The sequence below is a fragment of the Streptomyces sp. NPDC048484 genome (assembly GCF_040651415.1).
Lineage (GTDB): Bacteria > Actinomycetota > Actinomycetes > Streptomycetales > Streptomycetaceae > Streptomyces.
On the sequence record NZ_JBEZJY010000065.1, the window covers coordinates 1 to 13459 of the forward strand.

Below are 13459 nucleotides of genomic sequence, written 5' to 3' on the forward strand. Positions count from 1 at the left end.
TACGAGGGTCTACGCCCGGCACGCCGAGAGCACGCACCTGACGCCGCCGGGCCCGCCCTCCGGGCGGACGACGCTACTTTCGAAACACGCCCTAGTGCCGCTAGTAGTGCCGCTGGTGCCGCGGCGCCAGGTCGTCCAGGGGCCCGGCCGGAGGGCTTCCGGTGAGGCGCTGCGCAAGCCGTCCCCGCATGTGGTTCGTCGGCGCGCCGCCGGCGGATTGGTGGGCTACGGGCAAATCACCTGATCCCCCGTCACCGTTTCGAACCGTCCCTGGGACGGGTCGTCCGCCCGTACCTTTCTGACCTCCTTGAAGTCCGCGCCCGCGATCACCCTCATCAAGGGGCCCTGGCCGGTCGCGGGGCGCAGTTCGCTGCCCGGCAGAGCCACCGAGAGGGATTCCGCCGAGCGGTCCCAGCGGGGGTCGTACCGGATGACGGTCCGCCTCAGGGAGCGGTCCTGGGCGTCCACGGGGACCCGCGTCGTGCGAAACCCGGTGGCGGCCAGCTCGCTGTCCACCCGGCGGCCGAGCCCGGCCGTCATGGTCCCGTTCTCGACCTGGACCTGGATCTGCTGCGGGGCGACATCGACGCGCAGGACTCTGGAGCGGACCCGGTGCGGCGCGAGCGGCTGGTCGTCGCGCAGGGTCCTGAAGAGCTGCCCCGCCTTCTTCTCGTCCCACTTCAGGGTCGAGCCGATGCCCTTCACGGCGTACGCCATCTTCCCGATCGGGACGGTCGTGAACTCCGAGGAGGACGGCGAGAAGGCCCGCATGGCCCGCCCCAGATCGATCAGCTCGTCCGTCCCGAAGCCCTTGTCCGCGCGGACGGAACCGAGCACGGCGTGGGTCGCCTCGCGGAACCTGATCGGGTTGAGCAGCACCCCGGACGAAGTGGCCTGGGCGATCAGCGCCGCCAGGAACCGCTGCTGGCGCTGCATCCGGCCGAGGTCCGCCGCCCCGTCGATGTGCCGCGAGCGCACGTACTGCAGCGCCTGCCCGCCGTTCAGCTGATGTGTCCCGGCCGCCAGGTCGAGCCCGGTGACCGGGTCCTGCAGCGGCCGGACCGCGCAGATCCGCACCCCGCCGAGCACGTCCACGGTCTTCATGAAGCTGGTGAAGTCGACCTCCAGATAGTGGTCGATCTTCACTCGGGTCATGTTCTCGACGGTGCGCACGGTCAGCTGCGGCCCGCCCTCCGCGTACGCGGCGTTCAGTTTGACCGGGTGCGTCCTGTGCCGTTCGCCGGTGGTCAGGTCGGTGTGCGCGGGCGTCTCGACGTACGAGTCGCGCGGCAGGCTCACCACGCTGGCCCGCTTCCGGTCCGCCGAGAGGTGCACGATCATGACTGTGTCCGTGCAGTGGCAGGGGGCGCCGCCGAGCCGGTACTTCTCCTTGTCCTCCGGTGAGATCCGGTCCCGCCCGTCGGTGCCGACCAGGAGCACGTTCATGCCGTGCCCCCGTGCGGGCCGGTTCTTCATGTCCTTGAAGGGGTCGATCCGGTTGATGTCGGAGTCGAGACCGGTGACCACCGCGTGTCCGACACCGGCCGCCGCGAGCACCACCAGGGACAGTGAGGTCGCCACCCGTCGCACGGCCCAGTCCGGCCGGCGGCGCCATACGGGCGGCCGTGCTGGGCGCTGCCGCTGAGGAGGGGCGGGGGAGCGGGGCGGGGTGGGCAAGGCGGACACCTCCGCGTCGGCCGGGGTGTGGGAGTCCGTGAGCACCGTAGGGCCATACGATCTGCTGACCGGCGCAGGGGACGGGCGGCGCGCCTCCCTGTCCCCCATTCGCGGTAACGTAACCCGCGATGAACGCCAAGCCCCCCGTGCCGTTGCCCGCCGTGTCCGTGATCATGCCCGTCCTCAACGAGGAACGGCATCTGCGCGGAGCCGTCCAAGCGATCCTCGCCCAGGAGTACGCGGGCGAGATGGAGATCGTGATCGCCATCGGTCCCTCCACGGACCGTACGGACGAGATCGCGGCCGAACTCGTGACCGAAGACGCCCGGGTGCACACGGTCCCGAACCCGACCGGTCGCACCCCCGCCGCGCTGAACGCCGCGATCAAGGCGTCCCGCCACCCCATCGTCGTACGCGTCGACGGGCACGGGATGCTCTCGCCGAACTACATCGCCACCGCCGTCCGCCTCCTGGAGGAGACCGGCGCGCAGAACGTCGGCGGCATCATGCACGCCGAGGGCGAGAACGACTGGGAACACGCGGTCGCCGCGGCCATGACCTCGAAGATCGGCGTGGGCAACGCGGCCTTCCACACGGGCGGCCAGGCGGGCCCGGCCGAGACGGTCTACCTGGGCGTCTTCCGCCGTGCGGCGCTGGAGCAACAGGGCGGCTACAACGAGGAGTTCGTCCGCGCCCAGGACTGGGAGCTGAACTTCCGGATCAGGGAGGCGGGCGGCCTCATCTGGTTCTCGCCCGAGCTGCGGGTCTCGTACCGTCCGCGCCCTTCCATGCAGGCCCTGGCCAAGCAGTACAAGGACTACGGCCGTTGGCGTCATGTCGTCGCGCGCTACCACGAGGGTTCCATCAACCTGCGCTACCTGGCCCCGCCGACGGCGGTCTGCGTGATCGCCGTGGGCCTCGTGGTGGGCGCGGCGGTGACCCGCTGGGGCTTCCTGGTCCCCGCCGGCTACCTCGTCGCGATCGCGGCGGGCTCGCTGCCCGCGGGCAAGGGCCTTTCCCTCAGGGCGCGGCTGCGGATCCCGGTGGCCCTCGCGACCATGCACATGTCGTGGGGCTGGGGCTTCCTGACCAGCCCGAAGGCACTGGCCAAGAAGGTCATCGCGTCGCGTCGTCCGGCGGTACTGAGCGAGACCTGACCGCCGCCGACAGCCAGAGCCGGCAACAGCTCAAGGCCGCCGACAGCCCAAGCCGCCGACAGCCGGAGCCGCCGGAACAGCCCAAGCTGCCGACAGCCGAGCCGCCGACAGTCAGAAACATCGAGGGGCCGGAACCGCTGTCGTGGTGACAGTGGTTCCGGCCCCTCGCCGGTCTGCTCTGGCTCGGACTACCGCGCGCTGAGCGCTCAGTACCGGTACGGCTTGTACACGGGCATGCAGGCACCCTTGTCCGCGCCGTTGATGGCGTCCGCGCTCTCGGGCAGGTCGCCGGCCTCCGGAGTGGACTGCTTCGGGTAGGCCGTGCCCTCCCGCCAGTCGCTGCCGATGGTCAGCGTGGTGGTGACGGCGTCGGCAGTGGCGCGTACCTGGCCGCTCGGCACGCCGACGGCCTTGGCCACGGAGAGAGCGTTCGCCCTGCCCTGGTCACCCGAGCTCTTCGGATACGTCACCTGCGTACGCGAGCTGGGACCGGCCTCCACGCTCGCGGTGGCTTTGGCGAACCCCTTGCCCTGCAGGGCGCCCGCGATCGCCGAGGCCCGGTTGTTCACCGGCGCCTGCGCCCTGTCGCCGCCCGCCGTGCCGTTGACGACGGTGACCGCCAGCCCCTCCGCGGGCGCCGCGGCGGGCCCGGTGCTCGACGCGTCCGGACCGGCGGACGCCGAACCGCTCTTGCCCTTGCCGTCCTTCCCGTCCTTGCCGCCCTTGCCGCCCTTGTCGAAGGGCACGTCATCTCGGACCATCGACCACAGTTTGTCCGCGTCCGTGGTCTTGGGGACCAGGTGATTCGCGTCGTACGGATCCGGCACCGTGGGCATGGTCGTCATCGTGAACCGCTCCGTCGGCACGGTCTTGAGCTTCATCCCCAGGTCGTACAGCTTCTTGACCGTACCGATCTCCTCGGAGACCTCAAGGGACTCGGTGGCCGCCTCGGCCAGACCCATCAGCCGTCCGCTGTCCGTGAAGGCGTTCTGGCTCTTCAGCGTGCGGATCATCGAGTTCATGTACATGTGCTGGGCCTTGGCCCGGCCGAGGTCGCTCTCGAAGGCGTGCCGGGTGCGCAGCCACTGCAGGGCCTGCTTCCCCTTGACCTTCTTGCTGCCGGCCTTCAGCTTCAGACCGGAACCGCCGGGAACACCCGGCAGCGGGCGGTCCCACACGTTCTGCCGCACACAGACCTCGACGCCGCCGACGGCGTCCGCCATCTTCACCACGCCGCCGAAGTCGACCATCATCCAGTGATCGATGTAGACACCGGTGAGGTTCTGCCAGGTGGCCAGCGTGCAGCCGGCTCCGCCGCGCTGCAGTGACATGTTGATGATGTTGTTCGTCTCCGGGTACGTCTCACCGCTGTCGGGATCCTCGCACTTGGGGATCTTCACCCGGGTGTCCCGCGGGATGCTCACGATGGACGCGCTCTTGCGGTCCGCGGAGACGTGCACCAACATCTGCACGTCGGCCAGCGGCTTGCTGCCCCGCTGGTCCTTGCTGCCGCCGAGCTTCACGTTCTCGTCCGAGTTGCGGCTGTCGGAGCCGATCAGCAGGATGTTCAGCGGTGTCTGACCGTCCGCGTTGGGATCGGTCTTCTCGACCCCGGACTCACCGCTGTTGCGTTTGCCCTTGGCTATGTTGTCGTTGAGATGGCGGTAGTAGAGGTATCCGGCGCCGGCCGTCCCGAGTATCAGTACCGCCAGGATCATCGCGGACCACCGGAGTATTCGACGGGGTTTTCCGCCTCGCGGTCTGGTCCGTCTGCCGCCGTCCACGCCGTCGTCGCTTCCGTTACCGCCGTCTTTCCCGCCCGGCGCGGTCCGCGCCGTCCGCGTGCGCGGAGTGTCGCTCCCACCGCGTTCCTCGCGTTGCTCCGCCTGCGAGGAGCCGTCGCCGCGGCTGCGCTCCTCCGCATGCGCGCCGCGTGGGCGAGCCCCCTCCCCACGCACACTGCTCTGCGTCATGTCCCCTGCCTCCCCACCCTGCGCCTGACGACACAGGTCCGTCCTACGTCCCGTTAGACGTAGGACGGACCTGTTAGGTCACTTGGCGCACTCGACCTTGTCCGCCGTGGACTTCTCGACGTCCCCCGTCGACGGAGTGGTCAGAGAAACCCCGGCCCCCTTGAAGTCCTCACCCAGGGTCAGCGTGATCGCAGGAAGACCCTGGGAGTTGGTCACGCTCTTGCCCGGTTTCATGGCCGACCCGGACAGCCCCATGAGATCGGCGAGCCTGCGTGCTTGATCGGCCTGGTCGGGAGCGTACTCGACGGTTGTCTTCTTCAGCGTCGCGCCGGCGTTGCCCGCGTTCTCGGACTTGGTCACGCCCTCGTCGAGCTGCAGCCAGTTGAGTGTCTCCTGCGCGGAACCGGCGGGTGCGCCGCCGTTGAGGACCCGGACGCGGACCGCCGAAGGATCGGCCTTGGTGCCCTTGAGCCGGGCGGCCACGGCGGCCTTCTCCTTCTTCTGCTTCTGCTTGACGGCGGTGAGCGAGACGTCGTCCTTGATCAGGGCGAACATGTCCTTGGCCTTGGCCTCTTGGAGGACCACCGTGGTCTTGACCTTCTCGGCGGGGTTGTCGACCACCGGCACGGTGGTGAAGGACAGGTTCTTGGTGTCGAACTTGCCCAGCTCCGTGCCGAGGTCGCGGAGCTTGGTGATGCTGTTGATCCTCGAGTCGACGGTCAGGGCCTCGGTACCCGCCTCGGCCAGCTTCAGGAGCTTGGTCGGACTGGTGAGCGTGTCGTTCGACTTCAGCTTGCGCATCAGGGCGCTGAGGAACTGCTGCTGGAGCTCGATCCGGCTGAGGTCGCCGCCGAAGCCCACGGAGTGCCGGGTGCGGACGTAGGCGAGCGCATCCTCGCCCTGGATGCTGTGCTCGCCCTTGGACAGCTTGAGCTTGGAGTCCGGGTCGTCGATGTCCTTGGCGAGGCAGACGTCGACACCGCCGACCGCCGTGGTCAGCGTCTTGACCGCGTTGAAGTCGGCGATCATGAAGTGATCCATCTTGACGCCGGTCAGCGCGGTGACGGTCCGCATCGTGCAACTAGGCGTGCGGCCCTTCTGGCCCAGGCTCTCGTTGAAGCGCGTTTTCAACGTGCCCGGGATGACCTTGGAGGAACCGTCCTCCTGGGTCGTCGGACAATCCGGGATGTCGGTGATCAGGTCACGCGGAATGCTCATCGCGGTGGCGTTCGTACGGTCCTTGGAGACATGCAGCAACACCGTGGTGTCGGCATGCCCGGGACTCTCCGAGTCGCCGTAGCCGGCGTTTCCGTCACCGGTGCGCTTGTCCGTGCCCACCAACAGGACGTTGATCGCCCGGTCCTTGCTGAAGCCACCGGTGCCCGCGCCGTCGTCGGAGACAGATGTGATGTTCCCGTTTAGGTGCTTCCAGTAGAGGTACCCGGCCGCACTCGTCCCGACGAGCAGGAAGGCCATCGTGCCGCCCGTCCAGAGCAGGATCTTCTTGCCCCTTGCCTTCTTGGGCCGACCCTTGCGGCGGCCGGGCAGGGGCTCCTGCGGTGCCCGTCGCCTGCGCGGTCCGGGCACGCCCGGGTCCGGCGCCTCCTCGGGTGTTCCCTTCCGCTCCCGTCCGGGAGCGGTGCGCCCACGCGGAGGCGCGGCAGCGCCTGCCGCTCTGCGGGAGCGGGGACCTGGGACCGTCGACTGCGGAGCGGAATTCTGCAGTCGCAGTTCGTAGTCGCCGGTGTTCGGGTTGAGTACCCACTGGTCTGCGGGATCGATATCGTCCGCCCGCCCACGGCTTTGCGCGTCCACGGTTGCTTGAGTCCTCCGTCGGGGCCACGCGGCGCCTTTCCCCCTCAAAAGACGCTCGGTCAGTCGGTCCAACCAGTGCGCGACCCAGAGGGAGCCTCATGGCCGGGTGCACCGGATCGCTCACACTAGCTGCCCACTTCAGCGTCAAGCGACGACGGTGACAAATTGCACGTCCCTACAAGCGGGCAATACGCCCAATTCTTTGAACGTACGTTCTCCCTCTTGGTGTTCCCTTTACCTGGAGGCCTGTTCGGGCGTTAACCGCACGCATCCTCGGCGGCTGTGTTCCCCCGGAAAGTCGGCGCGGAACTCGGCGATGTCGAGGGGTCGTCAGGCCGCTTTCCGCCCGATTTGCCATCTTCCGTTCCCGAGTCGCGTTCGTGGCGCCCTTCTTGGTGCCCCTCTCGGCCCTCGTCGCCCTGGCGATAAGGCTCGTAGCCGTACGAATCGCCGTGCTCGTTCTCGTCGCCGACGGACTCGCTGCCGCTCCTCTTTGCGCCGGAATCCTCTGGAAGTTCCTTTGTGACCTCCAACGGCGCGTCCCTGCGCAGCCGTTCGAAAAGCTTCTCCGCCTCGGGTTCCACGAGCTGGTCGCGATTGGCGTTGTAGGCGTACGACTCCCTGGGCACGGTAAGGAATTGCACACGTTCGGTGGGGATGTTGCGCATGCCGCGCACCAGGTCGTACAGGCCCCGCAGGTTCGCCAGCCCGGGGTCGGTGGTGAGCGCGGACGTCGCCGCGTCCAGCACGGGATAGAGCTTCGCCGGATTCAGCAGTACGTCGTTGCTGCGCACCTTGTTGACGAGTGCGCCGAGGAATCGCTGCTGGCGGTCCATCCGGTCCGTGTCGCTGCCGTCACCGATTGTCTTGCGGGCACGCACATAGCCGAGAGCCTGTTCGCCGTCGAGTTTCACCTTGCCCGCGGGCAGCCGCAGTTTGGCGGCGGGGTCGTCGATCGGCTCGTTCAGACACACCTCGACGCCATCCACCGCTTCGACCATGTCCTTGAAGCCGTGGAAGTCCACCACCATGTGATGGTCGACGCGAATGCCGGTCAGCTTCTCGACCGTACGGATCGTGCAGGCGGGACCGCCGCTCTGGAAGGCGTAGTTGAACATCGAGAAGACGGGACCGGTGCGGGCGCCGTCCGGACCCCGGCAGCTCGGTATGTCCACCATCAGGTCGCGGGGCACCGAGGCAGCCGTCGCGTTGCGCCGGTCCGCCGCGAGGTGCAGCAGGATCGTGGTGTCGGAGCGTTCGGTGCCGGAGTCCCTGCCGTACTTGCGGTTCCCGTCCCCGGACCGCGAGTCCGACCCGATCAGCAGGATGTTCTGCGCGCCGCGCACCAGCGCGGTGGGCCGTTCCTTCTCGTACCGGGCCAGCTCGGCGGCCGTGTCGTCGTCCGACGTGATGTTGGCGTCCAGCTTCTCGTACACCGCCCACCCGGCTCCCGCGGCGCCCACGAGGGCCACGGCGACTCCGATCCCCGTGTACCGCAGCCACCGCCGGCGACGCCGGGCGACACCGGGTCCGGGGGCGGTCGCGCCCGCACTGGGCCCGACCGCCCCCTCATCGCGTGTCTCTCCGGTGCCGCTCACGCCACACTCCACCCCTCCTGCCGCCCGAACCTGCCCTTACGACCATGACGCGGTCGGGGGCGAGGGGCTTTGAGAAGGGGGCCGAACGGGGGAAGGCCTTGAGCTCGTCCGGCGTTCGAGGACGAGGACGAGGACGGGGGAAGAAAACCTCAGCGAGCCGTGGACGTGACCCGTTCGCTCTCGATGCGCTTGGCCAGCGCGTCCTCTCCGAGCTGATCGAGGTTCCGGCACAGCACCACGGACCCTCCGGCGGCCAGCGGGGCGTAGAGGCCGGCGCTCAGTCCGTCCCACGTGTCGTAGGAGAGGGACGACAGCAGCCGGGCCCCGGGCCCCACCAGGTCCAATCCGGCCCCGTCCTCCCGAGCCCGCTCCACGACCTCCGCCCCTGTCAGCTCCGCCCCGGCAACAACCAGAGCCGGACCCTCCGGGTCCACGGCCCCGTACGGCTGGAAGACGTCCCCCTGGCCAGGAACCTCGACCGCGTAATCGGCGTACCCGGCAGGCGGCTGCGCGAAGCGGCGTCCCAGCGGCGCGAGCGACAACGCCACCCGTTCCCCGGAACACGCGAGCCCGGCCTCGAACTGTCCGGGCCCGGCGACCACATGATCGGCACCGTCGGCGGCGCCCCCGACAGCCGCCACCACGCCCACCGAGGAACATGCGAGCAGCCACACCGCCGTCTGCCAGTGCGCGGGCAGCAGCAACGCCACCCGCTCGCCGGGCTCGGCGCCCAGTTCGCCCTGGAGCAGATTGGCGGTCTTGGCCACCCAATTGGCGAAGGTGGCCACGGACAGTTCGACACGTTCGCCCGTGGCATCGTCGTAGAAGGTCACCAGGGGGCGTGTGGGATCCGTGGCGAGCGCGGATCGCAGCAGGTCGGCAGGGGTGCGGTCGGTGGCGTTCACGGGACGCAAGCGTACGCGGGCGGCTGCCCGGGCGGGGGAGCCAGGGGCACCGATTCGGCCGAGTAAGGCCGACGGTCCGTCAAATCCCAAATGGACAGATAAGTCTTACTATGTCCAGGATCAGGGGCATGCGCGGACACCTAGCTTCCTCGATCGCCGTCACATGTGCGGCCGCCCTGGCCCTTCCGCTGGCACTGTCCTCGGGTGCCGTGGCCACGCCTTCGGAGGCCGGGAGACCCACCACCGGCAGACCGGCCGCCGAGCGGGTCACTCCGGACGGACCGGCTTTCGAGCCGGTATCCGGATCGGCATCCGAACGATCGGCCCGCGTCCGCCCCGTACCCCCGAGGTCGTCGACGACCTCGGCGGCAGCCCCCCTCGCGGCCGCGGCGGGGGCCTCCACGGAGGCACGGGCCGACCCTGCCGCCCCCGGCAGCACCCAGTCCCTCCCGCTCACTCCCCTCAGTCCCGGCACCCCCCGAACCCCGTCCGTTCCCTCTTCCACCTCCGCTCCTTCGTCCTCTCCCTCCTCCTCCGACTCCGTTCCCTCCGGCGACCGCAACCGGCCCCCCGTGCCCCCCGTGCCCCCGGACCAGGGCCTCGCCCGGCGGGACGTGCGGCACTTCTCCCTCGTGGGCATCGTCTGGGACGACCCGGACAGCGAACTCCACGGCCGGGTCCAGGTCCGCACCCGTGCCGCCGGCACCGGCGCCGCGAACTGGTCCGACTGGCAGGAGGTGGACACCCACAACCACGAGCACGCGGCGGACCCGGAGACCGCGGAGCGCACATCCGGCCATGTGCGGGGCTCCACGGCACCCCTGTGGGTGGGGGACTCCGACGGCGTGGAGGTCCGCGTCCGGGCAGAAGCGGGCGGCCGGGCCGGCGCCGACGGGAGAGCCGTCGCCGCCGTACCGCTTCCCAAGGGCCTGCACGTCGAACTGGTCGATCCCGGTGCCGAGCCTCCGCCCCAGGGCCCCGAACCGGACGCCCTTCGCGCCAACGCCCTGAGCGCCGAGTCCGCGGCCGCCTCCGTGGTCAACGCCGACCTCGCGCCCCTCGGCGCCACCGAGATCCCGGCCCTGAGCCGGCAGGAGACACGGGCCGGCCAGCGCGCGAGGCCGTACATCGGCGCACGTCCGCGCATCGTCACCCGCCGGGGCTGGGGCGCCTCCGAGAGGATCCGTGAGCGGAAGTTCAGCTACACGAAGAGAGTGAAGGCGGCCTTCGTCCATCACAGCGCCTCGGGCAACAACTACCGCTGTGCGCAAGCCCCTTCGGTCATCCGCAGTATCTACCGCTACCACGTGAAGAGCAGCGGCTGGCGCGACATCGGCTACAACTTCCTCGTCGACAAGTGCGGAAACATCTACGAGGGCCGGGCCGGTGGTGTGGCCAAGCCGGTGATGGGCGCACACACTCTCGGTTTCAACAGCAACAGCATGGGGATCGCCGTCATCGGAAGTTTCGGCGGCGCGAACCCGCCCGCCGCCGCGGTGAAGGCCGTCGCCCGGCTCACGGCGTGGAAGCTCGGCCTCTACGGAGTGAACCCGCGCGGCAAGACCTACCTCAAGTCAGGGGGCGGAAATCTGTACCGAAAAGGAAAAAACGTACGACTCAATGTAATCTCCGGTCACCGGGACGGATTCGCCACCGAATGCCCGGGCCGCCGGCTCTACGCGAAGCTCGGCAAGGCCCGCGTCACTTCGGCCCGCTACCAGGGACGATGAGCTCCGGTCGGCGGGAACGGAGCGGCCCGGCACGCCGGGTCGCTCGGACCCGGCGGCTCCCCACAGCCACCCTCCAGAGGTGCCCCACAGCCATCGAAACGGTCTGCATACACCGGCCGGCCGACATACCGTTCGACCGGCCCCATCAGGAAGCAGAGACGACAGGTGACAGAAGCGATCCTCCTGGTCGGGGGCAAGGGCACACGGCTGCGCCCTCTCACGGTGCACACGCCGAAACCGATGATTCCGGCGGCCGGGGTACCGTTCCTCACGCATCAGCTGGCGCGGGCGAGAGCGGCGGGGGTCGAGCACATAGTGCTCGCCACGTCCTACCTGGCCGAGGTCTTCGAGCCCCACTTCGGCGACGGCTCGTCGCTGGGGCTCCACATCGAGTACGTGACCGAGGACGAACCCCTCGGCACCGGCGGCGCCATACGGAACGTGGCCTCCCTCCTGAGGTCGTCCCCGGACGAGCCCGTACTGATCTTCAACGGGGACATCCTGACGGGCCTGGACATCCCGGCCCTGGTCGCCACCCACCGGTCCACGGGCGCGGACGTCTCGCTGCACCTGACCCGGGTGCCGGACCCGCGGGCGTACGGCCTGGTCCCGACCGACGCCTCGGGCCGCGTACAGGCGTTCCTGGAGAAGCCCCAGACGCCCGAGGAGATCGTCACCGACCAGATCAACGCGGGCGCGTACGTCTTCCGCCGGTCGGTCATCGACTCGATACCCGCCGGCCGTCCCGTCTCGGTCGAACGGGAGACGTTCCCGGACCTCCTCGCCACCGGGGCGCATCTCCAGGGCATGGTCGACTCCACGTACTGGTTGGACCTGGGCACTCCCCAGGCCTTCGTGCGCGGCTCCGCCGACCTGGTCCTGGGCAGGGCGCCGTCCCCGGCCGTCCCGGGCCGCTGCGGCGACAGCCTGGTCCTCGCGACGGCCTCGGTCGCCTCCGACGCCAAACTGACCGGCGGCACGGTCGTCGGCAGCGGCGCGACCGTGGGTGAGGGGGCCCGCATCTTCGGCAGCACGATCCTGGCGGACGCCGTCGTCGAACCGGGCGCGGTCGTCACGGACTCCCTGGTCGGCGCCCGCGCCCGGGTGGGCGCCCGCTCGATCCTCACCGGCGTCGTGGTCGGCGACGGAGCGTCGGTGGGCCCGGACAACGAACTCCGCGACGGCGTACGCGTCTGGTGCGACGCCCGAATCCCCCAGGCGTCACTGCGCTTCTCGTCGGACCAGTAACCAGCAGCTCATCCGGCACCTGCGTCTGTGTCTTTCAGCCCGTCCGGCGTTTGAGGACGAGGCCGTTCAGGCCGAAAGGGGGGTCTGGGGGCGCAGCCCCCAGAAGGACGGGAAGGGTAGGGGCGGCGGGGGCGAAAAAAGGCCCCGCCCAACTCACAGCCGCCCGATGTCCCCGCGAGGCATCTTCGGCTGCCGCCGGGGCGGCGTGCGCCCGCTCAACAGAATCAGCCGGGCGGCCCGATGCCGCTGCCCCGCGTACGGCTCCAACAACGACAGCATCACGGAGTCGTCCGCGTCCCGGTCGCCCGCCAGCGCGTACCCGACGATCCCCGGCAGATGCAGGTCCCCGACAGTGACCGCGTCCGCCGCCCCATGACTCCGCTGCACGGTCTCCGCCGAGGTCCAGGGTCCGATCCCGGACACCACCTCAAGCCGCTCCTGCGCTGCGAACGCATCGAGCGCCACGGCCTCCTCCATCCGCCGGGCCACCCGCACGGCCCGCAGGATCGTCGACGCCCGCTTGTTGTCGACCCCGGCCCGATGCCACTCCCACGAGGGAATCAGCGACCAGACCCGGGGCGCCGGCATGACGAACATGCGCCCGTCCACGGGCCCGGGCGCGGGCGCGCCGTATTTCCGCACGAGCGTCCGCCAGGCGCGATAGGCCTCGTCGGTCGTGACCTTCTGCTCCAGAATCGACGGAATCAACGACTCCAGCACCAGTCCGGTACGCGTCAGCCGCAGCCCGGGCCGCCGGTGCCGAGCCATCGCGACCAGCCGGTGCCGGGGCTCGAAGACCCCGGGATCGTCCGACTCCCCGAGCATCCGGGGGAGTTGGTCGAGCAGCCACTCCGCCCCGGGCCCCCACGCCTCTCCCCGCACGACACCTCCGCGCGTGGACACCCGCAGGGTGCCGGGCCCGACCGGAGTGAGGCTGGCCCGCCACACCGATCCGTCCGGTGTGGAACGGAAGGTGGGATCGGCGGGGCCCCGCCGCAACGGCCCGAGCACGAGCCCCAGGTCGAGCGGCCAGGGCGGCACCCAGTTCCTCGTCCGCCCGCCGACGTCGGCACCGGCGCCAGCACCGGCGCCGACGTCAGCCGCCGACCGAGGCGCGGGCACGACGACATGCCCGCCGCGCACGGTCGTACGCGTGGGCCGCTGTTCGAAGCGTCCGGCCACGGATAGGTCCTAGAGATGCTCGTAAGGCGGTGGGGCGCTGGAGGAGCTGGGGGCTGGAAGGGTGGCAGCGGTGGAGGTTCCGGCGAGGCCGGGCGATGCCCTACGAGGGTAGGCCGCCGGGTGAGCCGGATGGGGTGGGGTGGGACCGAGTGGGCCGGGTGGGCCGGACGGGCC

The 13459-nt window shown here is 70.0% G+C and carries 8 protein-coding genes and 1 pseudogene; 3 read left to right on the forward strand and 6 right to left on the reverse strand.

Annotated elements, in window-relative coordinates:
• Window positions 1–225: 225 nt before the first annotated feature.
• Window positions 226–1677 (reverse strand): LCP family protein, encoded by a 1452-nt coding sequence (locus tag AB0D14_RS39965; RefSeq protein WP_362788965.1) that lies wholly within the window; start codon window positions 1675–1677, stop codon window positions 226–228.
• A gap of 128 nt (window positions 1678–1805) precedes the next feature.
• On the opposite strand from AB0D14_RS39965, the gene AB0D14_RS39970 reads away from it, so the two are divergent.
• Complete coding sequence (locus AB0D14_RS39970; RefSeq protein ID WP_362788899.1) at window positions 1806–2834, forward strand: glycosyltransferase family 2 protein; 1029 nt, start codon at window positions 1806–1808, stop codon at window positions 2832–2834.
• Window positions 2835–3040: 206 nt separating this feature from the next.
• Here the strand turns inward: AB0D14_RS39970 and AB0D14_RS39975 are convergent, their stop codons facing one another.
• The 4 genes from AB0D14_RS39975 to AB0D14_RS39990 form a co-directional block, all read right to left on the reverse strand.
• Window positions 3041–4552 (reverse strand): LCP family protein, encoded by a 1512-nt coding sequence (locus AB0D14_RS39975; protein ID WP_362788902.1) that lies wholly within the window; start codon window positions 4550–4552, stop codon window positions 3041–3043.
• Window positions 4553–4885: 333 nt separating this feature from the next.
• Window positions 4886–6622, reverse strand: coding sequence for an LCP family protein (locus AB0D14_RS39980; protein WP_362788905.1), 1737 nt, complete (start codon window positions 6620–6622; stop codon window positions 4886–4888).
• 257 nt (window positions 6623–6879) lie between these two features.
• The gene (locus tag AB0D14_RS39985) at window positions 6880–8220 is read right to left on the reverse strand and encodes an LCP family protein (RefSeq protein ID WP_362788908.1); all 1341 of its coding nucleotides are present in this window, start codon (window positions 8218–8220) and stop codon (window positions 6880–6882) included.
• Between the two features lie 149 nt (window positions 8221–8369).
• Window positions 8370–9125 carry a TIGR03089 family protein gene (locus AB0D14_RS39990; protein WP_362788911.1) on the reverse strand — a complete coding sequence of 252 codons (756 nt, stop codon included), beginning with the start codon at window positions 9123–9125 and terminating at the stop codon, window positions 8370–8372.
• Window positions 9126–9715: 590 nt separating this feature from the next.
• Between AB0D14_RS39990 and AB0D14_RS39995 the strand changes: the two are divergent.
• Both AB0D14_RS39995 and AB0D14_RS40000 read left to right on the forward strand, forming a co-directional pair.
• Window positions 9716–10855: pseudogene (locus AB0D14_RS39995) on the forward strand (peptidoglycan recognition protein); the annotation flags it as partial.
• Between the two features lie 165 nt (window positions 10856–11020).
• Complete coding sequence (locus AB0D14_RS40000; RefSeq protein WP_362788913.1) at window positions 11021–12103, forward strand: NDP-sugar synthase; 1083 nt, start codon at window positions 11021–11023, stop codon at window positions 12101–12103.
• A 153-nt stretch (window positions 12104–12256) separates the two neighbouring features.
• Here AB0D14_RS40000 and AB0D14_RS40005 read toward each other — a convergent pair whose 3' ends face one another.
• The gene (locus AB0D14_RS40005; RefSeq protein WP_362788916.1) at window positions 12257–13285 is read right to left on the reverse strand and encodes a DNA-3-methyladenine glycosylase 2 family protein; all 1029 of its coding nucleotides are present in this window, start codon (window positions 13283–13285) and stop codon (window positions 12257–12259) included.
• Window positions 13286–13459: the final 174 nt, after the last annotated feature.